The organism is Bacillus sp. FSL R5-0712 (assembly GCF_038593285.1).
Classification (GTDB): domain Bacteria; phylum Bacillota; class Bacilli; order Bacillales; family Bacillaceae; genus Bacillus; species Bacillus safensis.
The window spans coordinates 2,206,791-2,233,254 of record NZ_CP151981.1 but is presented as its reverse complement, the minus strand read 5'-3'; the positions used below and the strand labels follow the sequence as shown (position 1 = coordinate 2,233,254).

General features: G+C 42.3%; 25 protein-coding genes. 23 read left to right on the top strand and 2 right to left on the bottom strand.

The features are described 5' to 3' along the window. Positions 1-54: 54 nt before the first annotated feature. The 12 genes from xseA (at position 55) to NSU11_RS11170 (ending at position 13,117) form a co-directional block, all read left to right on the top strand. Positions 55-1,401 (top strand): exodeoxyribonuclease VII large subunit, encoded by a 1,347-nt coding sequence (xseA, locus tag NSU11_RS11225; protein ID WP_149126486.1) that lies wholly within the window; start codon positions 55-57, stop codon positions 1,399-1,401. Then, positions 1,398-1,658: an exodeoxyribonuclease VII small subunit gene (locus NSU11_RS11220; protein WP_003215880.1), complete on the top strand. Its 261-nt coding sequence runs from the start codon at positions 1,398-1,400 to the stop codon at positions 1,656-1,658. The genes xseA and NSU11_RS11220 overlap by 4 nt, the downstream gene beginning before the upstream one ends. Further along, positions 1,648-2,538 carry a polyprenyl synthetase family protein gene (locus NSU11_RS11215; RefSeq protein ID WP_025092989.1) on the top strand — a complete coding sequence of 297 codons (891 nt, stop codon included), beginning with the start codon at positions 1,648-1,650 and terminating at the stop codon, positions 2,536-2,538. Before NSU11_RS11220 ends, NSU11_RS11215 begins: the two co-directional genes overlap by 11 nt. Before the next feature lie 150 nt (positions 2,539-2,688). Further along, positions 2,689-4,590, top strand: a complete 1,902-nt coding sequence (dxs, locus tag NSU11_RS11210) for a 1-deoxy-D-xylulose-5-phosphate synthase (protein WP_024428010.1) — start codon at positions 2,689-2,691, stop codon at positions 4,588-4,590. Continuing rightward, positions 4,587-5,441 (top strand): TlyA family RNA methyltransferase, encoded by an 855-nt coding sequence (locus NSU11_RS11205; RefSeq protein WP_025092991.1) that lies wholly within the window; start codon positions 4,587-4,589, stop codon positions 5,439-5,441. The genes dxs and NSU11_RS11205 overlap by 4 nt, the downstream gene beginning before the upstream one ends. Positions 5,442-5,810: 369 nt before the next feature. Then, a complete protein-coding gene (gene argR / locus NSU11_RS11200; protein ID WP_024422938.1) occupies positions 5,811-6,260 on the top strand; it encodes a transcriptional regulator ArgR in 450 nt (149 codons plus the stop codon). Between the two features lie 33 nt (positions 6,261-6,293). Further along, entirely contained in the window at positions 6,294-8,027 is a 1,734-nt protein-coding gene (gene recN / locus NSU11_RS11195) for a DNA repair protein RecN (RefSeq protein WP_025092992.1), read from the top strand. Positions 8,028-8,227: 200 nt separating this feature from the next. Beyond that, the gene (gene spoIVB, locus NSU11_RS11190; RefSeq protein WP_025092993.1) at positions 8,228-9,505 is read left to right on the top strand and encodes a SpoIVB peptidase; all 1,278 of its coding nucleotides are present in this window, start codon (positions 8,228-8,230) and stop codon (positions 9,503-9,505) included. Positions 9,506-9,789: 284 nt separating this feature from the next. Further along, entirely contained in the window at positions 9,790-10,593 is an 804-nt protein-coding gene (gene spo0A / locus NSU11_RS11185; protein ID WP_024422935.1) for a sporulation transcription factor Spo0A, read from the top strand. A gap of 271 nt (positions 10,594-10,864) precedes the next feature. Beyond that, positions 10,865-11,062: a hypothetical protein gene (locus NSU11_RS11180; protein ID WP_024422934.1), complete on the top strand. Its 198-nt coding sequence runs from the start codon at positions 10,865-10,867 to the stop codon at positions 11,060-11,062. After that, positions 11,050-12,150, top strand: coding sequence for a Rap family tetratricopeptide repeat protein (locus tag NSU11_RS11175; RefSeq protein ID WP_024422933.1), 1,101 nt, complete (start codon positions 11,050-11,052; stop codon positions 12,148-12,150). The genes NSU11_RS11180 and NSU11_RS11175 overlap by 13 nt, the downstream gene beginning before the upstream one ends. A 229-nt stretch (positions 12,151-12,379) precedes the next feature. Beyond that, positions 12,380-13,117 (top strand): glycerophosphodiester phosphodiesterase, encoded by a 738-nt coding sequence (locus tag NSU11_RS11170; RefSeq protein WP_024422932.1) that lies wholly within the window; start codon positions 12,380-12,382, stop codon positions 13,115-13,117. A 36-nt stretch (positions 13,118-13,153) separates the two neighbouring features. Here the strand turns inward: NSU11_RS11170 and NSU11_RS11165 are convergent, their stop codons facing one another. Next, on the bottom strand, positions 13,154-13,390 hold the full coding sequence (locus tag NSU11_RS11165) for a DUF2627 domain-containing protein (RefSeq protein WP_024422931.1): 237 nt from the start codon (positions 13,388-13,390) through the stop codon (positions 13,154-13,156). A gap of 149 nt (positions 13,391-13,539) precedes the next feature. Between NSU11_RS11165 and NSU11_RS11160 the strand changes: the two genes are divergently transcribed. The 9 genes from NSU11_RS11160 to NSU11_RS11120 all read left to right on the top strand — a co-directional run bounded on the left by NSU11_RS11160 (position 13,540) and on the right by NSU11_RS11120 (position 23,962). After that, complete coding sequence (locus NSU11_RS11160; protein ID WP_197172675.1) at positions 13,540-15,612, top strand: sigma-54-dependent Fis family transcriptional regulator; 2,073 nt, start codon at positions 13,540-13,542, stop codon at positions 15,610-15,612. Positions 15,613-15,736: 124 nt separating this feature from the next. Then, positions 15,737-16,630 carry a phosphate butyryltransferase gene (gene yqiS / locus NSU11_RS11155; protein ID WP_341053998.1) on the top strand — a complete coding sequence of 298 codons (894 nt, stop codon included), beginning with the start codon at positions 15,737-15,739 and terminating at the stop codon, positions 16,628-16,630. A 26-nt stretch (positions 16,631-16,656) separates the two neighbouring features. Further along, positions 16,657-17,751: a branched-chain amino acid dehydrogenase gene (gene bcd, locus NSU11_RS11150; protein WP_003215658.1), complete on the top strand. Its 1,095-nt coding sequence runs from the start codon at positions 16,657-16,659 to the stop codon at positions 17,749-17,751. A 27-nt stretch (positions 17,752-17,778) separates the two neighbouring features. Continuing rightward, a complete protein-coding gene (buk, locus tag NSU11_RS11145) occupies positions 17,779-18,906 on the top strand; it encodes a butyrate kinase (protein WP_029708028.1) in 1,128 nt (375 codons plus the stop codon). Beyond that, entirely contained in the window at positions 18,896-20,320 is a 1,425-nt protein-coding gene (gene lpdA, locus NSU11_RS11140; protein ID WP_024422927.1) for a dihydrolipoyl dehydrogenase, read from the top strand. Before buk ends, lpdA begins: the two co-directional genes overlap by 11 nt. A 17-nt stretch (positions 20,321-20,337) precedes the next feature. Beyond that, positions 20,338-21,330 carry a thiamine pyrophosphate-dependent dehydrogenase E1 component subunit alpha gene (locus NSU11_RS11135; RefSeq protein WP_056767291.1) on the top strand — a complete coding sequence of 331 codons (993 nt, stop codon included), beginning with the start codon at positions 20,338-20,340 and terminating at the stop codon, positions 21,328-21,330. A 12-nt stretch (positions 21,331-21,342) separates the two neighbouring features. Beyond that, on the top strand, positions 21,343-22,326 hold the full coding sequence (locus NSU11_RS11130) for an alpha-ketoacid dehydrogenase subunit beta (RefSeq protein WP_024422925.1): 984 nt from the start codon (positions 21,343-21,345) through the stop codon (positions 22,324-22,326). A 19-nt stretch (positions 22,327-22,345) separates the two neighbouring features. Continuing rightward, positions 22,346-23,602, top strand: coding sequence for a dihydrolipoamide acetyltransferase family protein (locus tag NSU11_RS11125; RefSeq protein ID WP_149126488.1), 1,257 nt, complete (start codon positions 22,346-22,348; stop codon positions 23,600-23,602). Positions 23,603-23,668: 66 nt separating this feature from the next. Beyond that, positions 23,669-23,962, top strand: coding sequence for a YesK-like family protein (locus tag NSU11_RS11120; protein WP_024428019.1), 294 nt, complete (start codon positions 23,669-23,671; stop codon positions 23,960-23,962). 14 nt (positions 23,963-23,976) lie between these two features. On the opposite strand, the gene NSU11_RS11115 is transcribed toward NSU11_RS11120, so the two are convergent. Next, positions 23,977-24,870 carry a YegS/Rv2252/BmrU family lipid kinase gene (locus NSU11_RS11115; RefSeq protein WP_149126489.1) on the bottom strand — a complete coding sequence of 298 codons (894 nt, stop codon included), beginning with the start codon at positions 24,868-24,870 and terminating at the stop codon, positions 23,977-23,979. Between the two features lie 169 nt (positions 24,871-25,039). On the opposite strand from NSU11_RS11115, the gene NSU11_RS11110 reads away from it, so the two are divergent. Together NSU11_RS11110 and NSU11_RS11105 are read left to right on the top strand one after the other, a co-directional pair. Then, the gene (locus NSU11_RS11110) at positions 25,040-25,477 is read left to right on the top strand and encodes a BrxA/BrxB family bacilliredoxin (RefSeq protein ID WP_024428021.1); all 438 of its coding nucleotides are present in this window, start codon (positions 25,040-25,042) and stop codon (positions 25,475-25,477) included. Between the two features lie 194 nt (positions 25,478-25,671). After that, positions 25,672-26,436 (top strand): transporter substrate-binding domain-containing protein, encoded by a 765-nt coding sequence (locus tag NSU11_RS11105; protein ID WP_024422920.1) that lies wholly within the window; start codon positions 25,672-25,674, stop codon positions 26,434-26,436. Positions 26,437-26,464 lie beyond the last annotated feature (28 nt).

Below are 26,464 nucleotides of genomic sequence, written 5' to 3'. Positions count from 1 at the left end.
CACCTGCATGCTGCCGGTGGATGAATGTGCGTTTTTGAAGAGGAGGAATACGTCATGAGTGAAAAAGCCTTTGTGACGGTCACAGCCCTTACAAAATACATAAAAAGAAAATTTGATGTTGATCCGCATTTAGAAGATATTTGGATCAAAGGTGAGTTATCCAATGTGAAGATTCATTCAAGAGGTCATGTGTACTTCACCTTAAAAGACGAAAACGCACGCATGCAAGCCGTCATGTTCCAGCGTTCCGCAGCAAAGCTGCCTTTTTCACCAAAAAGCGGAATGAAAGTGTTTGTACGCGGCGGGATTCAAGTATATGAACCAAGCGGCAACTATCAATTATATGCAAAAGAAATGCAGCCTGATGGTGTTGGTGCTCTTCATCTCGCTTATGAAGAGCTGAAGAAAAAGCTGGCAAGTGAAGGCTTATTTGATGCGCGCTATAAAAAACCAATTCCTGAATATCCAGAGGTTGTTGGTGTCATTACATCCCCAACAGGAGCGGCTGTTCGAGATGTCATCACAACGATTAACCGGCGTTATCAGCAGGCGAAAATCATTGTGCTTCCGGCGCTTGTCCAAGGTGAAAATGCCATCCGTTCAATCGTAGAGCGGATCAAAGAAGCAAATGAAAAACAGATCTGTGATGTCTTGATTGTCGGAAGAGGAGGCGGTTCGATCGAAGAACTTTGGGCCTTTAATGAAGAAGCTGTCGCAAGAGCAATCTTCGCATCAGACATTCCAATCATTTCTGCAGTGGGGCATGAAACGGACTTTACGATCAGTGATTTCACTGCAGACATGAGAGCACCCACACCAACAGGAGCAGCCGAGCTCGCTGTTCCAAGCACAGCCGATTTAATAGAACGAATCAAATCCATCGACATTCGGCTTACAAGGGCCGTGAAGAACCGAACATCACAAGCGAAAGACCGTCTTGTGGCGCTGCAATCCTCTTATGCCTTCCGTTTTCCAAAACGATTGCAGGAGCAAAAAGAGCAGCAATTCGATTTGGTATTTGACCGTTTTCAAAAACAGCTGACGAGACAAATTGAACAAAAACGCAGTCAACTAGACCGCCAGACATACAGGCTGAAGCCGCTTCATCCAAAAGAGCAGCTGCTTCAGGCGAAAAAACGCCACACCAATGAAACAGAACAGCTCATCCGCAGCATGAATGTGCAAATGAAAACAATTCATTCGCAGTTCCAATCTGTTCTTGGTAAACTAAATGCATTAAATCCACTTCAAGTGATGGAAAGAGGCTACAGTTTAGCCTATAAAGACAATGAACTGATTAAAAGTGTGAACCAAGTCGATACGAAGGATCAATTGGCTATCACCATGAAGGATGGACGTCTGATTTGTGAGGTTATTGAGAAGGAGGGGCAATCATCATGACAGAATCAAATAAACAAAAAGAAGAACAAATGACATTTGAAGAAGCGATGAAAGGTCTTGAGGAGATCGTTGGGAAGCTCGAAGAAGGAGATGTACCACTTGAGCAAGCCATTCATTATTTCCAAGAAGGCATGACACTTTCAAAGCTTTGTCATGAAAAATTACAGCACGTTGAAAAGCAGATGGATTTCATTTTAAAAGAGGACGGTGAACTGGCTCCTTTCTCGGTGAAGGAGGCAGATGCTGGTGACAAGTAATTTGCAGGATTTTTTAACAACACGAAAACAGGCCATTGAAGAGTATTTATTTACATATGTTCAGGAATTGAAGATTCCAGAAGAACTAAAATCTTCGATGCTTTACTCTCTTGAAGCTGGAGGGAAAAGACTTCGCCCTGTTCTCGTTCTTGCTTTATTACATGCTTACGGAAAAAACGAAGAAGATGGCATACCGGTTGGCTGTGCTGTAGAAATGATTCATACGTATTCATTGATACATGACGACCTTCCTTGCATGGACGATGATGACCTTCGCAGAGGAAAGCCGACTAACCATAAAGTATACGGGGAAGCAACAGCGGTTCTCGCTGGTGATGCACTTTTAACGGAAAGCTTTCGCCTCATTACATCGCAGCTATCTAGCAGCGTCACTTCTGACCAAAAGCTTAGAATCGTAGATGAGCTTGTGCGGTCAGCAGGTGCACTAGGAATGGTTGGCGGTCAATTTGATGACATGGAAGCAGAGCAAAAACAAGTTCCGCTTGCTGAACTAGAATCCATTCATGCCCGGAAAACAGGAAAGCTTCTCACATTCAGCGTCACAGCAGGTGCAATGCTGGCAGGAGCATCAGATGACGATATCGAAAAACTAAGAGAATTCAGCTATCATATTGGCATTGCTTTTCAAATCCGTGATGACATTTTAGACCTCGAAGGAAGCGAAGAAAAAATAGGAAAACGAGTCGGCTCTGATACAGCGAATGAAAAGTCGACATATCCTTCTTTATTAACGCTTACAGGAGCAAAAGAAAAGCTGCACGAGCACATCACACGTGCAAAAGAAATTGTCTCAAATCTTGAATTAGAGCAGCAATTGCTGCATGAGTTATGTGATCTGATCGCCTCAAGAGATCATTAAAAACAGCCTAGATTTGAGGGTCTTCGAGCAATTGTGGTAAACTGTAAACAGTTTATCATGATAAGACAACTCTTATTCCCGCTTGGTTTTCATAGGAATAAGGCATTATATATGTAGATAGAAATTTTGTTGAAAGCGAGTTGATCCTGATTGGATCTTTTATCAATAAAAAATCCAACGTTTCTAAAAGGAATGTCAAATGCAGAATTAGAGGAGCTTAGTGCTGACATTCGCATGTTTTTAATTGAGTCCTTGGCTAACTCTGGCGGGCATATCGGTCCAAACCTGGGTGTCGTTGAACTCACGGTTGCCCTTCATAAAGTATTTGACAGCCCGAAAGACAAATTCCTTTGGGATGTTGGACATCAGTCTTATGTTCACAAGCTGTTAACTGGAAGAGGGGCGGAGTTTGATACACTTCGTCAATATAAAGGACTTTGCGGTTTTCCTAAACGAAATGAAAGTGAGCATGATGTTTGGGAAACAGGCCACAGCTCAACGTCATTATCTGGCGCGATGGGTATGGCGGCGGCGCGGGATATTAAAGGGACAGATGAATATATCCTGCCGATTATCGGAGACGGTGCATTAACCGGAGGTATGGCGCTTGAAGCTCTGAATCATATCGGTGATGAAAAGAAAGACATGATCGTTATCTTAAACGATAATGAAATGAGTATTGCACCAAACGTCGGTGCAATTCACACCATGCTTGGCAGACTGCGCACAGCAGGCAAGTACCAATGGGTAAAGGACGAGCTCGAGTATTTATTTAAGCGGATCCCAGCTGTAGGCGGAAAGCTTGCTGCCACAGCAGAACGTATTAAAGACAGCCTCAAGTATTTACTAGTGTCTGGCATGTTCTTTGAGGAAATGGGATTCACTTACTTAGGTCCTGTTGATGGACATTCTTATGAAGATCTTTTTGAAAACCTTGAATATGCAAAGAAAACAAAAGGTCCTGTCCTGCTGCATGTCATCACGAAAAAAGGAAAAGGCTATCAGCCGGCAGAATCCGATAAAATCGGGACTTGGCACGGCACAGGTCCATACAAAATTGATACAGGTGATTTTGTAAAACCAGCAGCTGCTGCACCGTCATGGAGTGGTCTTGTCAGTGAAACAGTCAGAAAGCTTGCGCGGAAAGATGAGCGAATTGTGGCCATCACGCCTGCGATGCCTGTTGGCTCAAAACTTGAAGGCTTTGCAAAGGAATTTCCAGAGCGAATGTTTGATGTAGGAATTGCTGAGCAGCATGCAGCCACAATGGCAGCTGGGCTTGCGACGCAGGATATGAAGCCATTTTTAGCGATCTATTCAACATTCCTGCAAAGAGCTTATGATCAAGTGCTGCATGATATTTGCCGCCAAAACCTCAATGTTTTTATCGGAATTGACCGTGCGGGTCTTGTCGGTGCAGATGGAGAAACGCATCAAGGTGTGTTTGATATTGCCTTCATGCGTCATATGCCGAATATGGTGCTCATGATGCCGAAGGATGAAAATGAAGGCCAGCACATGGTCAATACAGCCATTCAGTATGATGACGGTCCTATTGCCATGCGTTTCCCACGCGGAAATGGTCTTGGCGTGAAAATGGATGAACAGCTGAAAACCATTCCGATTGGGTCCTGGGAGGTTCTTCGTCCAGGGAAGGATGCCGTCATCTTAACATTCGGAACGACGATTAAAATGGCGCTGCAAGCAGCTGAGGAACTTCAAAAAGAAGGGAAATCAATTCGTGTCGTCAACGCTCGGTTTATTAAGCCGCTTGATGAAGCGATGCTACATGACATTCTTTCTGAAGGGATTCCGATTTTAACGATTGAAGAAGCTGTGCTTCAAGGCGGGTTTGGCAGCAGCGTGTTAGAATATTTACACGACAAGAAAGCATCACATATCAAAGTAGAACGTATGGGTATCCCAGATCAATTTATTGAGCATGGAAGTGTTGATGCCCTGCTTGAAGAAATTGGACTGACGAAAGCACAGGTTGCTGAGACTTTACGTGACCTGCTTCCAGCAGCACCAAGAAAAGGAATTGGATCATGACATCAAAGAAAGAACGACTTGACGTTTTATTAGTCGAACAAGGACTAATGGAAACAAGAGAGAAAGCAAAGCGTGCCATCATGGCAGGGATCGTTTACTCAAATGAAACCCGTTTGGATAAACCAGGCGAGAAAATTGCTCGTGATACCCCGCTTACAGTGAAGGGGAACCCTCTCAAATACGTAAGCCGCGGCGGGTTAAAGCTTGAAAAAGCGCTTAAAGAATTTGATCTGACAGTTGAAGGGAAATTGCTGATTGATATTGGCTCATCAACAGGCGGATTTACAGATTGTGCTCTTCAAAATGGAGCAGTCAAATCATATGCTGTAGACGTTGGCTACAATCAGCTTGCGTGGAAATTAAGGCAGGATGACAGGGTCATCGTCATGGAGCGCACCAATTTCCGCCATTCCGTTCCAGCTGATTTTACTGAAGGATTGCCAGAAGTGGCATCGATTGATGTATCTTTTATCTCACTCAAACTCATTCTGCCGGCTTTAAAGCATATTCTTGTTCCGGGTGGTGACTGTATTGCGCTCGTCAAGCCTCAATTTGAAGCAGGCAGAGAGCTTGTTGGGAAAAAAGGCATCGTGCGTGAGCCGTCTGTCCACCTTGGTGTACTAGAAGAGATGAATCAATTTGCTGCAAAAGAAGGCTATGATGTAAAGGATGTATCATTTTCGCCTATCACTGGTGGAGATGGAAATATTGAATTTCTGCTTCATTTAGTGCTTCATCCTGATCAAGAAGAAAATGCGGCACTTCCTGCTTCAGAACTTGAGAAGGTCGTCAAGGAAGCCCATTCCGTATTGAAAGAAAAGAAAAACAGCCCTGAGCCGGCTGACACATGAAATCATTGAAACAAAAGGAATAATAGCTCGCTATTATTCCTTTTCAGATTGTTGACAAAGGGTTAAAATGATCTTTATTTTAGCCCTTTGTCTTCTTTTCAGCGTGATAGAAAACCTTTGAAGTCTAGGAAGTTCAGCTACTTTTGCGGAGCGAATTTGACATTCGTGAGCACCAGCGCGCAGGACTGACACCGAATGCGAGGGTTTGTCTACACGCTGAAAGGAATAATAGCTCGCTATTATTCCTTTTTACATGGTCAAAAGACAAGAATTGGCCGTATCTCACGTAATGCTTGTTTTTTGAAGTGTGCATCATATAACATAGAACGTAAAGACAAACTGAGAATGAAACGCCTAGGGGGGGCAAATATGAATAAAGGTCAAAGGCATATTAAAATAAGAGAAATCATTGCAAGCCAAGAAATTGAAACACAAGATGAATTGGTCGATATTTTGAAAGCCGATGGATATAACATCACACAAGCGACCGTTTCTAGGGATATTAAAGAGTTGCATTTAGTGAAAGTTCCGACGAACAATGGAACATATAAATACAGTCTTCCTGCAGATCAGCGGTTTAATCCGCTGTCAAAGCTGAAGCGGTCCCTAATGGATGCATTTATTAAAATGGATGCTGCCAGTCATTTAATTGTTCTGAAAACAATGCCGGGTAATGCTCAGGCGATTGGTGCTTTAATGGATAATTTAGATTGGGAAGAGATTATGGGAACGATTTGCGGGGATGATACCATTTTAATCATTTGCCGCACCCCAGATGATACAGAGACAGTTTCGAGCAAAATTTTAGAGCTTCTATAAAGAATCAGGTTTACTAAAAGAGGTGTCAAATGAGTGTTAGCAGAACTAACCATTAAAAACTTTGCAATCATTGAAGAGTTAACGGTTTCATTTGAAAAAGGACTCACGGTTCTAACGGGGGAAACAGGTGCCGGAAAATCCATCATGATTGACGCTGTCTCACTTCTCGTGGGAGGAAGAGGATCCTCTGAATTTGTCCGCTACGGTGAAAAAAAGGCAGAGCTGGAAGGGCTTTTTCTTGTACCAGCCGATCACCCTGTATTTGCTCTATGCGAAGAGCAGGGAATTGACGCATCAGATGAAATGATGATCCTCCGCCGTGATATTAATAACAGCGGGAAAAGCATTTGCCGGATTAATGGAAAGCTTGTCACCATCTCACTTTTACGGGAAGTAGGACGGCTTTTGCTTGATATACATGGACAGCACGATAACCAGCTGCTCATGGAAGATGAAAATCATCTGCATTTGCTCGATCAATTTGGAGCAGAAGACATTGCACCGGCTCTCTTGCAGTATCAAGAAGCATATGATCAATATATGAAGACGGCTCAAAAGCTAAGGCAGCTGTCTGAGAATGAGCAGGAAATGGTGCACCGCTTAGATTTACTGCAATTTCAGCTAGAGGAGATTGAGGCGGCACAATTAGAGCCGGGAGAAGATGAGAAGCTTCAGGAAGAACGTCATCAAATCAGCAACTACGAAAAAATCTATTCCTCACTCCAAAACGCGTATAACGCCTTGCGTAATGAGCAAGGAGGACTAGATTGGGTTGGTATGTCCTCAAGCGAGCTTGAGCAGGTGTCTGAGATCAACGATGATTTGAAAAAGCTATCTGAACAAGTGTCGAACTCCTACTACTTATTAGAGGATTCAACCTTTCAAATGCGGAGCATGCTGGATCAATTAGAATTCGATCCGGCTCGTCTTGATTTTATTGAATCCAGGCTGAATGAAATGAAGCAGCTAAAACGAAAATACGGCACAACCGTTGAAGAAATTTTGGAGTATGCGGCGAAGATTGAAGAAGAAATAGATCAAATCCAAAATCGAGACAGCCATCTGCAGACGCTCAAAAATAAATTAGATGCGATGAGCCGTGACGCCCTGCTCGAAGCACTTAACGTTTCGGAGCTGCGTAAAAAATGGGCCAAAAAGCTAGCGAAGCAAATCCAAACAGAGCTCAAGGATTTGTATATGGAGAAGTCATCATTTGACACAGCTTTTTCTGTTCGATATGCGCCATTTGGCAGCACCGATTGTCCGCTATTAGACGGAAAACCTGTGCAGCTCGGGAAAAATGGAATCGACCAAGCCCAATTTGTCATTTCTACAAATACAGGCGAACCGATGAAATCTTTATCGAAAGTAGCCTCAGGTGGAGAAATTTCACGTGTCATGCTCGCTGTGAAGAGTATTTTCTCAGCTAAACAAGACGTCACATCCATTATTTTCGATGAAGTTGATACAGGCGTCAGCGGCAGAGTGGCACAAGCCATTGCTGAGAAAATTTACAAAGTTGCGTCTGGATCACAAGTGCTCTGTATTACACACCTGCCTCAAGTAGCCGCAATGGCTGACACACATCTCTTCATTTCGAAACGCTCGAAAGCGGGCAGAACACTGACGAGTGTCAAACCATTAAGTCATGAAGAAAAAGTGAGTGAAATTGGCCGGATGATTGCCGGTGTGGAAGTGACTGAGCTGACAAAACAGCATGCAAAAGAACTATTGCACCAAGCAAATGATGTCAAAACAACAGGGTAGCTGAATCATCAGCTGCCTTTTTTATATGTTGTGTAAAAGCCGGCGTATATACCCATAAAATCGTCTTTTTCTTTTATCAATTTATCCAATCATTTTCTAAAGCTGCCGGTTATAAATCCTCTCGAAGAAGGCAAAAGTAAAGATGTAGCCAAAACATGAGTGTTCTGGTGTGGGTAAGGAGCGAGGAGAGTGAAAAATGAATGCCCGAAAAGATGAGAAAAGCCATTGGTGTGATTCTCCTTGTTTCTTTAATAAGTACAGGGTTTATGAGCATAGTGAAGGAATACATCAGCATTCCAACAAATGTTGCTGTATTTGAAAAACAGAAGCACTCAATTGACACATCGATTGAAGCGTCAGCCAATGCTTCTTCACCAGCCTTTAGCCTTTCAGAGAAAAAGAATCAGCTGGATATTACAGGACAAAAGGCGGGAAAAGCCGAAATTGTTTATGATTTTAAAGGATTTCCTATTAAGAAAACAAAAGTTGACGTTCTCCCTGAATTAAAAGTCATTCCTGGAGGTCAATCCATTGGCGTCAAGCTCCACTCTGTAGGAGTTCTCGTTGTAGGTTTTCATCAAATCACAACAGCAGACGGCAAAAAATCACCAGGTGAAGCCGCAGGCATTCAATCAGGGGATATGATCATTGAAATCAATGGTCAAAAAATGGAGAAAATGAATGACCTCACCCCATTTATTCAGAAAGCAGGGAAAACGGGTGAAACGCTTCGTTTGCTCATAAAGAGAGATCATAAAACCTTTCAAACAACATTAACACCCGCAAAAGATGCAAGTGAAGGCATCTATCGAATTGGTCTTTACATTCGTGATTCTGCAGCAGGAATCGGCACGATGACCTTTTTTGAACCTTCATCTAAAAAATATGGTGCCCTTGGGCATGTGATTTCTGACATGGATACAAAAAAACCAATTGTTGTCGACAATGGTGAAATTGTTAGATCAACCGTGACATCGATTGAAAAAGGCACAGGAGGCAATCCTGGAGAAAAATTGGCGAGATTCTCTTCCGAAAGAAAAACAATAGGAGATATCTCCCGCAACAGCCCTTTTGGTATCTTTGGTACGTTAACCGAAAAGCTTGAAAATCATGTAGCAGATAAACCACTTCCAGTCGCTTTATCAAATGAAGTAAAAGAAGGCCCAGCAGAAATTTTAACCGTTGTGGATCATGATAAAGTGGAGAAGTTTGATATTAAAATCGTCAGCACAACACCGCAGAAATTCCCAGCAACTAAAGGAATGGTATTGAAGGTAACAGATGAGCGGCTCTTAAGCAAAACGGGCGGAATCGTCCAAGGAATGAGCGGAAGCCCCATCATCCAAAATGGCAAAGTCATTGGAGCTGTCACACACGTATTCGTCAATGATCCGACTAGCGGGTACGGCGTACACATTGAATGGATGCTGTCAGAAGCAGGAATCGACCTTTATCAAAAAAACAAAAAAGCAAGCTGATCATAAACTGCCGCGAATCTTCCGGCAGTTTTTTTCTACCCTTTCTTTCTCTTCCATCATGTTATAAAATAAGGAAAAAGAGATTTTTCGACAAAATGGAAAAAAGCATGTTGTCAAATTGCAATAATCGTCGATTCGTTAAGAAAAACGTAGAAAAAGCTAGATAATGCTCTATTATTCGGAAAATTAAAGTTTTTTAAAGGGGATAGCATGGTTTTGTCGAATTGAACACTCAGAAGAGAAATGCAAAAGACTAAAGGAATCGACATTGGGGAGGAAAGAACGTGGAGAAAATTAAAGTGTGTGTAGCTGATGACAATCGAGAGCTTGTTGGCCTTTTGACAGAGTATATTGAGGGACAGGAAGATATGGAAGTACTTGGCGTGGCGTATAATGGTCAGGAATGCCTGACATTATTTAAAGATAAAGAGCCCGACGTTCTCCTCTTAGACATTATTATGCCTCATTTAGACGGTCTTGCTGTACTAGAACGCCTCCGTGAAAACAATGAAATGACAAAACAGCCAAGTGTGATTATGCTAACGGCATTTGGACAAGAAGATGTCACGAAAAAAGCAGTTGATTTAGGCGCATCCTATTTCATTTTAAAGCCATTTGATATGGAAAACCTAGTAGGTCATATTCGTCAAGTCAGTGGAAACGGCACACAAGTTACCCATCGCTCTTCATCAATCCAAAACAGTGTTCTTCGTAACAAACCTGAACCGAAACGTAAAAACTTAGATGCGAGCATTACGACCATTATTCATGAGATTGGCGTGCCCGCTCATATTAAAGGCTATTTATACTTAAGAGAAGCAATTTCTATGGTGTACAATGACATTGAGCTTCTCGGAAGCATCACTAAAGTGTTGTACCCAGACATTGCAAAGAAATTTAACACGACTGCTAGCAGGGTAGAACGAGCGATTCGTCATGCCATTGAAGTCGCATGGAGCAGAGGAAACATTGATTCCATTTCCTCACTCTTTGGTTATACTGTCAGCATGTCAAAAGCGAAACCAACCAATTCAGAATTTATTGCCATGGTAGCTGATCGTCTGCGTTTAGAGCATAGAGCAAGCTAGTATCTTTTTCATAAAAAAACGTTTCTTCATTGAGACGTTTTTTTATTTTGAAACATGTTGTCAAAAATTGGTTAGGTTGATAAAATCATCTTAATGTTTAAATTGGACAAACGGGCTGCTTTATTTTCAGAATAAAATGAAAAATAAAGCATGAAAAAAATAAAAAAGACATAAAGTAGTGGTAATCAGCTGCGCCAATCGATCATGAAGTCTTCAAAATAGAAGAAGAAAACGCTCATTCGTAAGAAAAAGGATGAGAGGAAAAGGTCTCATGGATTTGGTAATTAAAGCAAACGAGATCGAAAGTTCTATTTCTATTGACCTGATTGGTTGGCGTTTTAAAGTCACTGGCTTCTTAGAGATTGTGCCATTTGAACTGAATATTCCCATTGTCGAATTTAATAATTTTCACATTCTTTTACTATGCTATAATAATGAAAAGAAGAGGGTGAGGTTATGGGAAAGCTGAAAATCCACTCTGCTGAGGTTGCGAACGAAATTAGCAAGTGGACGAGGGTCATTTCTCAGAATGACTTAGAAAAATCTGCTGTCTATAAAGAGAAAATTCAGAATTTGCTAAAAAATACAGATGAAGACCGTGAAGTTCTCCTTTATTATCAGCTTGTTGACGGCAGACATGAAATGTTACTTGGAAATATCGAAAAAGCCAATCAAATTATGAAAAGTGTCGGAACGCTCGATGAGAAGGCAGATGACATTATTAATTTTTATTTTTACTTTTACAAAGGCCAATATGCTGCATATGTGAAAAAGTATGATGAAGCCATTAGCTTTTACAAAATTGCAGAACAGCGGCTAAAACGTGTGAATGAAGACCTGGAAGTAGGAACTTTTCACCATAAGGTTGCTTCAATCTATTACGAACTGAAACAAAATTTCATATCCATTAATCATATTAAAAAAGCCATCGATACATTCAAAGCGCATGAAGAGTACACAGCGCAGGCGATTGACAGCTTAATTTTACATGCAAGTAATTGCATTGATTTGTTCCAATTCGATGAAGCAGAGAAAAAGTATAAAGAAGCACTTGAGAAAAGTAAGCGCATTAACAATGAAGTGCTGATTGGGAAATGCTATCACAATTTAGCGGTTCTTTATTATGCAAAGCATGATTATGAAAAAAGCGCACATTATGCCAAAAAAGGAATGGGCATTCAAATTCACCGTGACAATAGCCATTATTACATCCAATCTTTATATGTTCTGGCCAATGCCTTGGTTCATTTAGGAGATCAAGAGGCGAGGGAATATATTAAAGAGGGTATTTTGTATAGTTGTGATATCCAAAATAATGAATATATAGTAAAATTTGAAATTTTGGATTTGATGTGCGAGAATAGTGGGGCAGCAGACGTATTCTCAGAAAAATTAGACTACATAGAAAAAAATAGATTATATGTGGAGCTTGAGGATTTGTCTGAACAAATATCGAAATACTTCAAGGAACGAAATGATTATCAAAATGCCATTCGTTTTCTTGAAAAGAAATTCGATGCACAAATACTTCAAAAGAAAGTGGAGGTTATCTTATGAAAAAGTTGTTGTTAGGTGTAACCGTTGTTACAGCAGTCGCAGTTGTTTCTTCCCTTTTTGCTCTTGACGCAGAGACGACAGAGCAAGCCATCAGAGCGATTACGTGATCGAATTTATCTGTCAACCTCTTCGTATGAATCAGAAGAGGTTTTTTTTTATGCGCTCAAAACTGGAAAAACGAAAAAAGACACGTCATAATGTAAGGAAGCATCATATTTAGAGGTGACCTATGACGAAAATTTTTGCACACAGAGGCTTTAAAGGCATTTATCCTGAAAACACCATGATAGCCTTCGAGCATGCACTCCATTCGGGAGCTGACGGAATTGAGCTGGATGTTCAGCTGACGAAAGACGGCAGACTTGCTGTCATTCACGATGAGAAACTGAACAGAACAACGAACATGAAAGGTTTAGTGAAAGACCATACATATGAAGAATTAAAAGCGGGAGATGCGAGTCATTCTTTCTACGAAGAAACCGGTGCTGTATCCATTCCTCTTTTGGAGGAAGTATTAGAGCTAGTGACGCAGCAATCATCATTGATCATCAATATTGAACTAAAAAACTCCATTTATCGATATCCGGGTATCGAAGAGAAAGTAAAAAAACAAATTGAGCATTTTCAAATAGAAGACCGTGTACTTGTTTCATCGTTTCATCACGGCAGTTTAGCTCTTTTTCACAAACTGATGCCGCATGTTGAACTTGCGGTTCTCACAATGGATGTGATTCATCAGCCGGAGATGTATATAAAAACAGTACCAGCAAGGGGCTACCATCCAAATATCAAGGGTGCCGGCGTGACCAAAGAGGTTGTGGCAGCTCTCCATGCATCTCAGCAAGTGATCAGGCCGTTTACAGTAAATAGTGAAAAGCAAATGAAAAACATGTTTTCCTTAGGTGTCGATGGCATTTTTACTGATTTTCCTGACCGAGCCGTGAAAATAAGAGAAGAAATGAAATAAAGACCTGCTCTAAATCAGCGGGTCTTTTTTCACGTTTTATCTCTGTTTAAAGCGGGCAGTCACTTTATTTCGTTTACGGTCTCTATATAAAATAAAGCCAGCCACTACATAAAGACCTCCCCCTAAAAATAACAACCCTGCAATTCCTTGCAGCCATAAATATGGAAATGGTGCAATGATGATGCCGAAAACAGTGTCACGCAGCAGCTTAATCCCAAGTGCTGCAAGCGCGCCAGGTATTAAAATAATCACTAGTGCAAGTATTCTCCCCATCAAATGTCCCCTTAAACGTCATTTACTTCCATTGTCTAATTCAAAAAATATTTTGTCAAGAAAGGAAAACGTGGTAATATAAGAGTTGTGCAATTTTTTGCAAAGGAAAAATATGGTGTGCAAATTTTTTCATATAAAGGGGTAACGGGATGCAGAGAGTCTTGATTGTCGGTGCAGGACAGGGTGGATCAGCATTGCTTGAAACATTGCTGAAAACAAATATGATTCAAATCATTGCGATCGCCGACCTTGATCTTGAGGCACCGGGGATGGTAGAAGCGAAAAAGAATGGAATTGATACGACAACGGATTGGAAAGAATACATAAAAGATGACATTGATATCATCATTGAAACAACAGGCAGTTCAGCAGTGCTGAAAGAACTGATTGAAAAAAAGCCAGAGCACGCAGTCATTGTTCCGAGTTCAATGGCTTACGTTATATCAGAATTAATGGCAGAAAAACAGCAGCTGATCCAAATATTAAAGGAACAAACCTATAAGCATGACCGCATTTTTAATGCAACGAACGACGGGATGATTTTTATAAACATGAATGAAGAAGTCGTCCTGTTTAATCGATCAGCGGCCAAAATGGTTGGATGTTCGCAAAAAGATGCGATTGGCCGTCATATACGAGAAGTGATCCCAAATACAAAGCTTCCCGACATTTTAAGATCGAGAGAGCCAGAATTTAATCAAAAACAATTTTTGAATCAGCAAATACAAATTGTTACAACGCGTTTGCCAATTATTGATGACGCGGGGAGAATGCTAGGTGCTTTATCCATCTTTAAAGATATTACAGATGCCGTTGAGCTTGCGGAGGAAGTAACCAATCTTAAAGAAGTGCGAACGATGCTGGAGGCGATCATTCAATCGTCGGATGAAGCCATATCAGTTGTTGATGAGCAGGGAAAAGGGATCTTAATCAACCGGGCTTATACGAAAATGACTGGATTAACAGATAAGGAAGTTGTGGGGAAACCAGCAGGTGCAGATATTTCTGAAGGAGAAAGCATGCATTTGAAGGTACTTGAAACAAGGAGACCCGTTCGAGGCGTCAGAATGAAAGTCGGACCGAATAAAAAAGATGTGATTGTCAACGTAGCGCCAGTCATTGTTGATGGCATTTTAAAAGGCAGTGTCGGGGTCATTCATGACGTATCAGAAATTCAATCACTCACAAATGAATTAAATAAAGCAAGGCAGCTCATCCGTACACTTGAAGCAAAGTACACATTTGAAGACATCATTGGAGAGAGTGAGCAAATGCTTGTGGCGCTTGAGCAGGCGAAGCTAGGCGCGAAAACGCCAGCCACCATTTTACTCCGGGGAGAATCAGGTACTGGAAAAGAGCTGTTTGCGCACGCTATTCATAATGAAAGTGACCGGAAATATAATCGCTTTGTACGGGTCAACTGTGCAGCCTTATCTGAGACCCTTTTAGAGTCAGAGCTTTTTGGCTATGAAGAAGGAGCATTTTCTGGTGCAAGGCGAGGCGGGAAAAAAGGGCTGTTTGAAGAAGCGAATCAAGGCAGCATTTTTTTAGATGAAATTGGCGAAATGACGCCAAGTACACAGGCGAAGCTGCTTCGTGTGATGCAGGAGAAAGAAATAGTAAGGGTAGGCGGAACAAAGGCTATACCGGTCGATGTTCGTGTGATCACGGCGACAAATGTCAATATTGAAAAAGCGATGGCGGAAGGAAAGTTCAGAGAAGATTTATATTATCGAATGAACAGATACCCGATCTCCATCCCGCCGCTAAGGCAGCGCCTTGAGGATATTGACTCGTTAAGCAAACGTCTCATCCAAAAGATCAATTTAGACTATGGACGGAACGTGAGCGGGTTAACGGAACAGGCACTTAATAGACTGCGATCATATAAGTGGCCAGGAAACGTAAGAGAGCTTGAAAATGTACTTGGACGAGCCATGATCTTTTTGAACCCGCAAGAAGAATGGATTGATGAAGGGCATATTTCTTTCATGGAGTCAGAAGATCAGGAAGAAAAAGAGCAGCAGGAACTGACTGTCAGTCAATTTGAGGGAGAGACGCTTTCGGATGCTGTTGAGGCATTTGAAGCGCAGCTGATTAAACAAACCCTTGAAAAGCATCAATTCAATCGCACGAAAACAGCGAAAACGTTAGGGATCAGCATTCGGAACCTTTACTATAAAATGGACAAATATCAACTTGCAAAAGATAGCATGCAATAAAATGCATGTAATCTGCAAAAGATTGCACGAATGTCATGCGAATTGCCTCATATTCACTGCATTTCAAACTGGCACGGAACTTGCATATAAAACATGAACCGAGCACAAGGAAAGGTGGGCATATATGAAGCTTGACGATCTGATTATGAAAGCCGCCCAGCTGCAGAACAAAACGGCGGCTGTGGCTCATGCAGAAGACGAAGAAGTGCTTCATGCCATCAAGATGGCAATTAAGCGAAAGGTCGCTCGCTTTCTCCTGGTTGGGAACAAACGCAACCTGAAGGAGCTAGTGAAGCAGCATGAAATCAATGAGGACTGGATAGATATTATTCATTCAGATTCTCCCGAAGAATCTGCCAAGATTGCCGTTCAGGCAGTGAGCGAGAAGCATGCAGATATTTTGATGAAGGGGCATGTCCCGACAGCCGTTCTTTTAAAAGCGGTATTGAATAAAGAATATGGGCTCAGGACGACCAGTGTCCTATCACATGTTGCGGCATTTGAAGTACCGGGCTTTGAACGCTTTATTTATGTCACGGATTCTGCGATGAACATCGCGCCCGATTTAAATATGCTGAAAGAGATTACGATCAACTCTGTTCAAGTAGCACAAGCTGTCGGAAACGACATGCCAAAGGTTGCAGTGCTCTCTGCGGTGGAGGTCGTGAATCCGGCCATGGATTCAACTTTGACTGCGGCAAGTCTTGCGCAAATGAATCGGCGGGGGCAAATTTCTGGCTGCCTGATTGATGGGCCTCTTGCTTTAGATAATGCCATTTCTCAAACGGCAGCTTCTCATAAAAATATTACGAGTGATGTAGCCGGCCATGCAGATATTTTGCTTGTGCCAACAATTGAGGCAGGAAACATTCTTTATAAATCTCTCATCTACTTTGCACATGCGAAGGTGGGAGCTGTGGTGGCAGGAGCGAAGGCGCCGATTGCTTTAACAAGCCGGTCTGATTCAGCCGAAAGTAAGCTTTATTCAATTGCGCTTGCCATCTGTACATCAAATTAAGCGGAAGTAATAGGAGGAATAACACAATGGAACTTTTTAAATATATGGAACGATACGATTATGAACAGCTTGTATTTTGTCAGGATGAGCAGTCTGGCTTAAAAGCGATTATTGCGATTCATGATACAACACTTGGGCCTGCACTAGGCGGAACGAGAATGTGGACGTATGAAAACGAAGAAGCAGCCATTGAGGATGCACTGCGTCTAGCGAGAGGAATGACTTATAAAAACGCGGCAGCAGGACTTAATCTTGGCGGCGGAAAAACGGTCATCATCGGTGATCCGAGAAAAGACAAAAATGAAGAAATGTTCCGTGCATTTGGTCGTTACATTCAAGGGCTGAATGGCCGCTATATTACAGCAGAAGATGTCGGTACAACGGTAGAAGACATGGATCTCATTCATGAAGAAACCGATTTTGTCACAGGGATCTCTCCTGCATTTGGTTCTTCTGGAAATCCGTCTCCCGTCACTGCTTACGGTGTATACAAAGGGATGAAAGCCGCTGCCAAAGCTGCATTTGGGACCGATTCATTAGAAGGAAAAACAATTGCCGTCCAAGGCGTAGGAAATGTCGCTTACAACTTGTGTAAACATCTGCATGAAGAAGGCGCGCAGCTCATTGTCACAGATATCAACAAAGACTCTGTCAAACGAGCTGTTGAAGACTTCGGGGCAAAAGCAGTCGACCCTGACGATATTTACGATCAAGCATGTGATATTTATGCACCGTGCGCACTTGGCGCAACCATTAACGATGTGACCATTCCTAAGTTAAAAGCAAAGGTGATTGCAGGTGCTGCAAATAACCAGCTAAGAGAAACGCATCACGGAGACCTTATCCATGAAATGGGAATTGTATATGCTCCTGACTATGTGATCAATGCAGGCGGTGTGATTAACGTGGCTGATGAGCTTTATGGCTATAATGCAGATCGTGCGATGAAAAAAGTCGAAGGCATTTATCAAAATATTGAACGTGTGATTGAAATTTCAAACCGTGATGCCATTCCAACTTATAAAGCGGCAGACCGATTGGCTGAAGAGCGAATTGAAAGAATGCGCAAATCAAGAAGTCAATTCTTGCAAAATGGTCAACATATTTTAAGCCGTCGCTAATTTGAAGAATGAGTTGAAACGGAGGTTTTGTTTTTGCTGACAAAAGAATGGCGTATTCTCACGATTAATCCTGGCTCTACTTCAACAAAAATTGGTGTGTTTCATAATGAACGGTCTATTTTTGAAACGACACTTAGACATACAGATGAGGAATTAAAGCAGTTTCCTCATATCATTGATCAATTTTCTTTCCGCAAAGAAACTATTTTGAAAACACTGCATGAACAGGGGATGAATATCTCAAAGTTTGATGCAGTTTGTGCGCGCGGCGGTCTCCTTCGTCCGATTGAAGGAGGCACATATGAAGTCAATGAGCAAATGGTGGAAGACCTAAAAGAAGGATATGCCGGCCAGCACGCATCCAATCTCGGTGGAATCATCGCGAGAGAAATTGCACTTGGCCTGAATATCCCGGCTTTTATTGTCGATCCAGTTGTAGTGGATGAACTAAAACCAATTGCTCGTATTTCAGGGCTGCCAACGATCGAAAGAAAAAGCATTTTTCACGCATTAAATCAAAAAGCGGTCGCAAGAAAAACAGCGGCTTCTTTTGGAAAAAGTTACGAAGATTTGAACATGATTATTACTCATATGGGCGGCGGTATCACCATTGGTGTTCATGAAAAAGGAAAAGTCATCGATGTCAATAACGGTCTGCATGGCGAAGGTCCTTTCAGCCCAGAGCGTGCGGGAACCTTGCCGACAGGTGATCTTGTGAATCTTTGTTTTTCGGGGGAGTATACCCAAGAAGAAATGCTCAAACGCATTATTGGTGAAGGCGGGCTTGCGGGCTATCTTGGCACGACAGACGCTGTGAAAGTGGAACGCATGATTGAAGCGGGTGATGAGCGGGCGGCGCTCATTTATGAAGCGATGTGCTATCAGATTGCCAAGGAAATTGGTGCGGCTAGCGCTGTCTTAAAAGGAGCAGTTGACGTCATTGTATTAACAGGCGGACTTGCATACAGCAAACAAATTACGTCAAGTATTCGCGGCTATATTGACTGGATTTCAGATGTTGTCGTGTTTCCAGGTGAAAATGAGCTGCAATCGTTAGCAGAAGGTGCGCTTCGCATTTTAAAAGAAGAAGAATCACCGAAAGAATACCCAAATGATCAACAGGAAAAGAAAGGAGTGACAAGTCATGGCAACTGAATATGACCTCGTCATTCTTGGTGGAGGCACAGGCGGCTATGTAGCGGCCATCCGTGCCTCACAGCTTGGATTGAAAACAGCAGTTGTAGAAAAAGAAAAGCTCGGCGGAACATGTCTTCATAAAGGCTGCATCCCGTCTAAAGCGCTGCTCAGAAGTGCAGAAGTTTATCAAACCGTCAAACGCGCAGCTGATTTTGGTGTTGAGGCAGGAGGCGTTGCCTTGCAATTTGCCAATGTGCAGAAAAGAAAAACAGAGATCGTCGAAAAACTAGCAGGCGGCGTCAAACATTTAATGAAACAAGGAAAAATTGATGTATATGAAGGAATCGGCCGTATTCTTGGCCCATCTATCTTTTCGCCAATGCCAGGAACGATCTCCGTAGAAATGGCAAATGGAGAGGAAAATGAAATGCTCATTCCAAAGCAGGTCATCATCGCGACAGGATCAAGACCGCGTGTGCTGCCAGGGCTTGAAGCAGATGGAACACACATCCTCACTTCAGATGATGCACTTGAACTGCCAGAGCTTCCGCAGTCAATGCTAATTGTGGGGGGCGGAGTGATCGGAATCGAGTGGGCTTCCATGCTCAATGATTTTGGTGTGAACGTCACTGTGCTTGAGTTTGCAGACCGCATTTTGCCAACAGAGGATCATGACATTTCTAAAGAAATGGAAAAGCTATTATCTAAAAAAGGCATCACTTTTGTGACTAATGCGAAGGTACTGCCAGATAGCGTAGAAAAGCAGGGAAATCTCGTGACAATTCAAGCGGAAAAGGATGGAGACATTCAGACGTTTGAAGCGGAAAAACTCCTTCTTTCAGTCGGCAGAGTACCTAATATCGAAGGCATAGGTCTTGAAAACACGGACATCCAAACCGAAAAACAAGGCATTGTCGTAAATGAACATTATCAAACGAAAGAATCACATATTTACGCAATAGGAGATGTCATCGGCGGGCTTCAGCTGGCACATGTCGCTTCTCACGAAGGGATGATTGCTGTAGAACATATGGCTGGGAAAGATCCAAAGCCGCTCGATGAGACGCTCGTATCTAAATGTGTTTACTCTCACCCAGAAACCGCTAGTGTTGGACTCACTGAACAGGCGGCAAAAGAGCAGGGGTTTGAAGTCAAAATAGGGAAATTTCCATTTATGGCGATTGGAAAAGCACTTGTGTACGGGGAGTCTGATGGATTTGTCAAAATCATTGCCGATCAAAAGACAGATGATATTTTAGGAATTCATATGATTGGTCCTCATGTAACAGATATGATATCTGAAGCTGGATTAGCCAAAGTACTTGATGCAACCCCGTGGGAAGTGGGGCAGACGATACACCCGCATCCGACCTTATCAGAGGCGATTGGCGAGGCAGCCCTTGCTGTTGACGGGAAGGCGATCCATTTTTAATCAAGGAGGGAAACATGATGAGTAACATGCGTCATCAGGAATTAGGATTATCAGATGAACAAGCAATTGAGATATACAGAACAATGCTTCTAGCAAGAAAAATCGATGAACGGATGTGGCTATTAAACCGTTCCGGGAAAATTCCATTCGTTATTTCTTGTCAAGGGCAGGAAGCGCAGCAAGTCGGCGCTGCATTTGCTCTTAATAGAGAAGAAGATTACGTCTTACCTTACTACCGTGATATGGGAGTTGTCCTTGCTTTTGGGATGACAGCAAAAGATTTAATGATGTCTGGTTTCGCAAAACAAGACGATCCAAACTCAGGCGGAAGACAAATGCCAGGGCATTTTGGGCAAAGAGCAAATCGAATTGTGACTGGGTCTTCACCTGTAACAACGCAGGTTCCTCACGCGGTGGGAATTGCCCTTGCTGGACGATTAGAGCAGAAAAACTTTGTCAGCTTTGTCACGTTCGGTGAAGGCTCATCAAACCAAGGTGATTTCCACGAAGGCGCAAACTTTGCTGCTGTTCATAAACTGCCTGTTATTTTCATGTGTGAAAACAATAAGTATGCGATTTCCGTGCCATATGACAAACAAGTAGCCTGTGAACGCATTTCAGATCGTGCGGTTGGATATGGGATGCCTGGTGTCACTGTAGATGGAAATGATCCGCTTGAAGTATATGCCGCTGTCAAAGAAGCAAGAGACCGTGCGGCTAGAGGCGAAGGCCCGACATTGATTGAAACGATCTCTTACCGTTTAACTGCGCACTCAAGTGATGACGATGATTCAAGCTATCGAGAAAAAGAAGAAGTGCTCGAAGCAAGAAAGAAAGATCCGCTCATCCAATATGAAACGTATTTAATCGAAGGAAACGTCATGACTTCTGAAATGAAAGAAGAGATGACAAAAGAAATCATGCAAATCGTAAACGAAGCTACTGATGAAGCGGAAAACGCAGCTTATGCTGATGCAGAAAGCGCACTTCGTTACGTGTATGCGGAGTAAGGGGGAAGAAAAATGCCTGTTATGTCATATATAGACGCCATTACACTGGCGATGAAAGAAGAAATGGAGCGAGATCCGAAAGTGTTTGTGCTCGGAGAGGATGTCGGGAAAAAAGGCGGCGTATTTAAAGCGACAGCGGGTCTTTACGAGCAATTTGGAGAAGCGCGCGTCATGGATACACCTCTTGCAGAATCAGCCATTGCGGGTGTAGGTATTGGGGCAGCGATGTATGGAATGCGCCCAATTGCAGAAATGCAATTTGCGGATTTCATTATGCCTGCAATCAACCAAATCATTTCAGAGGCTGCAAAAATTAGATACCGCTCAAATAATGATTGGAGCTGTCCAATGGTCATCCGCGCACCTTACGGGGGCGGAGTACACGGGGCACTTTATCATTCACAATCGGTCGAGGCTATTTTTGCTAACCAGCCTGGTTTGAAGATTGTGATGCCTTCTACACCTTATGATGTCAAAGGTCTTTTAAAGGCTGCAGTGCGTGATCCAGATCCTGTATTGTTCTTTGAACATAAACGTGCATACCGTCTGATTAAAGGAGAAGTACCTGAAGAGGATTACACTCTTCCGATTGGAAAAGCAGATGTGAAACGTGAAGGCGATGATATCACGGTCATTACATATGGCCTTTGTGTCCATTTTGCGCTGCAAGCAGCAGACCGCCTTGCAAAAGACGGCATTTCCGCTCATATTCTCGATTTGAGAACAGTGTACCCGCTTGATCAGGAAGCGATTATAGAAGCGGCTTCTAAAACAGGGAAAGTGCTTCTGTTAACGGAAGATACAAAAGAAGGCAGCATCATGAGTGAGGTTGCGGCGATCATTTCGGAGCATTGCTTATTTGATTTAGACGCACCAATCAAACGTCTTGCTGGACCAGATATTCCGGCAATGCCTTATGCGCCGACAATGGAGAAATTCTTCATGGTCAATCCGGATAAGGTAGAAGCTGAAATGAGAGAGCTGGCGGCGTTTTAAGAAAGAGGAGGGTTTCAAAGTGGCAATTGAACAAATGAAAATGCCTCAGCTAGGTGAAAGTGTAACAGAAGGAACCATTAGCAAATGGCTCGTTTCACCTGGCGATCATGTGAATAAATACGATCCGATTGCGGAAGTCATGACAGATAAAGTGAACGCAGAAGTTCCGTCATCTTTTACAGGAACGATTACAAAGCTATCGGCTGAGGAAGGCGAAACGCTGCAAGTAGGAGAAGTGTTCTGTGAAATTGAGATAGAAGGAAGCGAGCAGCAGAGTGTGAAAGAAGAAGCAGCACCTGAGCAAAGCGAAGCGCCTGAAGCAGATCAAACAAATGAGAATCAAAGTCAAAAGAAACGCTATTCTCCAGCCGTTCTTCGTTTGGCAGGTGAGCACGGCATTGATTTAGCGGCTGTTCAAGGCACGGGAGCAGGCGGCCGAATCACTAGAAAAGATTTGCTGCAACTCATTGAAAACGGCGGCGTCAAAGAGAAGACAGCACCTGTCAATGAACGTGCCGTTCAACCGGAGCCTGTGCAGCCATCTCAAACAAAAGCGGCACCTGCCGTCCCTTCTATGCCTGGTGATGTTGAGCTGCCAGTCACGCCGATCCGTCAGGCAATTGCAGCCAATATGCTGAGAAGCAAACATGAAATTCCGCATGCATGGACGATGATGGAAGTCGATGTGACAAATCTTGTGACAAGAAGAAATCAGCTGAAGGATCAGTTTAAAGCAAAAGAAGGCTTTAACTTGACGTTCTTTGCGTTCTTTGTCAAAGCAGTGGCTCAGGCCTTAAAGGAATTCCCTGAAATGAACAGCATGTGGGCCGGAGATAAAATTGTGCAAAAGAAAGCAATCAATGTTTCGATTGCTGTCGCTACAGATGACGCGCTTTTTGTTCCAGTCATTAAGGATGCGGATGAAAAGACCATTAAGGGCATTGCCAAAGAAATTCATGAGCTGGCGTCTAAGGTGAGACAAGGAACGCTTAAGCAAAGTGATATGGAAGGCGGTACCTTCACTGTCAACAACACGGGATCATTTGGTTCGGTACAATCTATGGGAATCATTAATTATCCGCAAGCGGCGATTTTACAAGTAGAATCGATCGTGAAGCGTCCAATGATAGTAAACGGTATGATTGCGGCAAGAGACATGGTCAATCTTTGTCTTTCATTAGATCACAGAGTACTAGATGGTCTTGTATGCGGCAGATTCCTTCAGCGAATTAAACAAATCCTTGAAGGCATTGACGAGCAGACATCTGTTTATTAAAACAACAATTTTCCCCCTCCCGGCATGAGAGGGGGATTTCCACATCTAGGAGAAAGGAGCGATGATATGTCTGGACTAGATTTTTTTGCTTTTCTCACGATTGGTCTCATGTTTATCACAGCGATTGCATTCGCTTTTCTGCGGTACATTTCTAAATCACGCAATCATCCTGAACGATTACTGCTTATCATATCGATCGTTTCAATCATTCAAATCGTGTACTGTCTGCTGATTGTCGGCGGATTTAAAGGAGCAGCCAATAGCTTTTTAGGAATATCACTTCTCGCCGGGACGCTTCTCGGATATGCACTTGAATATTTATACAGACGATATATCAAAAAAACGCCCGAATCAAAATGATGTCGGGCATTTTTTTATTCTGCTGGAACAATAAAGGTCAAATGCTGTTTTAACACTTCTAAAGAAGAAGGGGCTGTCATATAAACCTCACCATCTGTATCAGCATCCATTTCCTCTTTTGTGTGGATATGAATACTGGACGCTTGAATGAGAGACAGATCGCCGGTGAAATCCTCCAGCTCTTCCCGGTTCATTGAGAAGATTTCTTTTAAAGCAGAGAAACTCGTATTTCTGCAAATTAAGATTTCTGCTTTTCCATCATCAATGGCTGCATGAGGCAAATCAATTCTATTTGTACCGATAAAATGTCCATTCATGACAAGAACGATGACAGCTTCCTCATCCCAGCTTTCCTCTTCTGTCTCAATACGTACGTGAAAAGGATCTGTTTGCTGCAAGGTGCGCAGCGCACTTGTGAAGTAGCTGATTTTGCCGAGTACGGCTTTTTCCTTGTCGTTAATATTGTTGGACGTGTCTGCGATCAGCCCAATTCCCCAAAAGTTTAACACGTATCGATCTTCTGCTTTGATTAAATCGACCTTTTTCTCTTTGCCGTCTACAATCATTTGAGCGGCTTTCTGCATTTGTTGAGGAATACCTAGTGTTCTAGAAAAATCATTGCATGTCCCGCCTGGTAATATCGCTACAGTGGGCCTTTTTTCTAAACCGCCAATGCCGTTCATGCATTCATGCACGGTACCATCTCCGCCTAATATAATGAGCAATTCCACCGTCTCATCAATTTGACAGCAGAAATTATAAGCATCATTTGGCTGCTTTGTTGGTTTCAAAATGAGTTCATCAATATGTATAGAAAGAAGAGGCACTGTTTGACCGAGTGTTTTTTCCATGTTTTTTTGTCCAGCATTTCCATTATAAATGAGCATCGCTTTTTTGAATTGTGCCATCACGCAGTTCTCCCTTTCATCTCTTTATCATCACTTTTCCCCAATTTGACAGCTCATAAACGATGTTTGGAAAAAGAGGCGGAGGAAAAGACAACACATTTGCCCGCTGGCGTTTTCCTTGATATGATGGAGTTAAAATGGTTTTGGTACGCAAAAGGAGTGGACGGACATGAATATTGATTTTAATTTATTTATGAATGATATTGTGAAACAAGCGAGAGAAGAAATTAAGCAGGCAGGCTACACTGAGCTCACGTCAGCTGAAGAAGTAGACGAAGCACTGACTAAAAAAGGAACGGCACTTGTCATGGTGAATTCAGTATGCGGCTGTGCAGGCGGTATTGCAAGACCAGCTGCCGGCTATTCTGTTCATTACGATAAGCGTCCAGATCAATTGCTGACAGTGTTTGCTGGGCAGGACAAAGAGGCAACAGCAAGAGCCCGTGAATACTTTGAAGGCTTCCCGCCATCTTCACCATCCTTTGCATTATTAAAAGATGGAAAAATCATTAAAATGGTCGAGCGTCATGAAATTGAAGGGCATGAGCCAATGGAAGTCGTGTCAAAACTACAAGCCGCTTTCGATGAGCATTGCGAAGAAATCTAACATATGACTTTTGGTTGAATAAATATAAAGCAGTCCGGTCTTTAGATCGGTCTGCTTTTTGTTTTATAAGACAAAAGAATCAAAATAATTTTAGCAAAATACTATTGCATCTTAAAAAGAAAGTGTTTAAAATACATTATAGTGAATAAATATTCAATCAATACATGATTTTAAATACTGGGAGGCATCATCATATGAAAAAGTGGTTATTATTACTTATGACAGCTGGTCTTGCAGCTGCACTCGCAGCATGCGGAACTTCTTCTAATAATTCAAACGCATCAGGAGATGACAAGACACTCGTTATGGCGACATCAGCAGATTATCCGCCATTTGAATCAAAAGACGGAGATAAAATTGTCGGTTTTGATGTAGATCTTGCAACAGCATTAGCGAAAAAGAACGGCTACAAGCTAGAAATTCAAGATATGGACTTTGCTAGCCTTGTATCAGCCCTCAAAACAAACAAAGCTGATATTGTCCTTGCAGGAATGACACCTACAGAAAAACGTAAAAAGCAAGTTGATTTCTCTGATGTTTATTACAATGCTAAAAACTTGGTTGTATCAAAGAAATCTAGCGGTATTAAGGCAGAGAAAGATTTAAAAGACAAAACAGTCGGCGTTCAATTAGGTTCTATTCAACAGGATGAAGCAAATGGACTGCAAAAGAAATATAACCTAACAGTTGAAGACCGTAATAAAATTTCTGATATCATTCAAGAGATTAAAGCAGGCCGTTTTGATGCAGCAATTATTGAAGATAAAGTAGCTGCTGGTTACTTAAAAAAGGAAAAAGACTTCCAAGCATTTGGATTGAACAGCTCAAACGAAGGTTCAGCCATTGCATTCAAGAAAAATAGCGACTTAACAGCGAAATTCAATAAATCATTAAAAGAAATGAAAGATAATGGCGAACTTGATAAATTAATTAAAAAATGGTTTGCTGATGAAAAGTAAGTCAGGAAAAGGATCAGCGTCATTCCAG

What these genes read in the sequence shown, in the direction of transcription:
- xseA (WP_149126486.1), top strand. Translation starts at nt 55, where the DNA reads ATGAGTGAAAAAGCCTTTGTGACGGTCACAGCCCTTACAAAATACATA.
- NSU11_RS11220 (WP_003215880.1), top strand. Translation starts at nt 1,398, where the DNA reads ATGACAGAATCAAATAAACAAAAAGAAGAACAAATGACATTTGAAGAA.
- NSU11_RS11205 (WP_025092991.1), top strand. Translation starts at nt 4,587, where the DNA reads ATGACATCAAAGAAAGAACGACTTGACGTTTTATTAGTCGAACAAGGA.
- argR (WP_024422938.1), top strand. Translation starts at nt 5,811, where the DNA reads ATGAATAAAGGTCAAAGGCATATTAAAATAAGAGAAATCATTGCAAGC.
- spoIVB (WP_025092993.1), top strand. Translation starts at nt 8,228, where the DNA reads ATGCCCGAAAAGATGAGAAAAGCCATTGGTGTGATTCTCCTTGTTTCT.
- NSU11_RS11180 (WP_024422934.1), top strand. Translation starts at nt 10,865, where the DNA reads ATGGATTTGGTAATTAAAGCAAACGAGATCGAAAGTTCTATTTCTATT.
- NSU11_RS11175 (WP_024422933.1), top strand. Translation starts at nt 11,050, where the DNA reads ATGGGAAAGCTGAAAATCCACTCTGCTGAGGTTGCGAACGAAATTAGC.
- NSU11_RS11170 (WP_024422932.1), top strand. Translation starts at nt 12,380, where the DNA reads ATGACGAAAATTTTTGCACACAGAGGCTTTAAAGGCATTTATCCTGAA.
- NSU11_RS11165 (WP_024422931.1), bottom strand. Translation starts at nt 13,390, where the DNA reads ATGGGGAGAATACTTGCACTAGTGATTATTTTAATACCTGGCGCGCTT.
- NSU11_RS11160 (WP_197172675.1), top strand. Translation starts at nt 13,540, where the DNA reads ATGCAGAGAGTCTTGATTGTCGGTGCAGGACAGGGTGGATCAGCATTG.
- yqiS (WP_341053998.1), top strand. Translation starts at nt 15,737, where the DNA reads ATGAAGCTTGACGATCTGATTATGAAAGCCGCCCAGCTGCAGAACAAA.
- bcd (WP_003215658.1), top strand. Translation starts at nt 16,657, where the DNA reads ATGGAACTTTTTAAATATATGGAACGATACGATTATGAACAGCTTGTA.
- lpdA (WP_024422927.1), top strand. Translation starts at nt 18,896, where the DNA reads ATGGCAACTGAATATGACCTCGTCATTCTTGGTGGAGGCACAGGCGGC.
- NSU11_RS11135 (WP_056767291.1), top strand. Translation starts at nt 20,338, where the DNA reads ATGAGTAACATGCGTCATCAGGAATTAGGATTATCAGATGAACAAGCA.
- NSU11_RS11130 (WP_024422925.1), top strand. Translation starts at nt 21,343, where the DNA reads ATGCCTGTTATGTCATATATAGACGCCATTACACTGGCGATGAAAGAA.
- NSU11_RS11120 (WP_024428019.1), top strand. Translation starts at nt 23,669, where the DNA reads ATGTCTGGACTAGATTTTTTTGCTTTTCTCACGATTGGTCTCATGTTT.
- NSU11_RS11115 (WP_149126489.1), bottom strand. Translation starts at nt 24,870, where the DNA reads ATGGCACAATTCAAAAAAGCGATGCTCATTTATAATGGAAATGCTGGA.
- NSU11_RS11110 (WP_024428021.1), top strand. Translation starts at nt 25,040, where the DNA reads ATGAATATTGATTTTAATTTATTTATGAATGATATTGTGAAACAAGCG.
- NSU11_RS11105 (WP_024422920.1), top strand. Translation starts at nt 25,672, where the DNA reads ATGAAAAAGTGGTTATTATTACTTATGACAGCTGGTCTTGCAGCTGCA.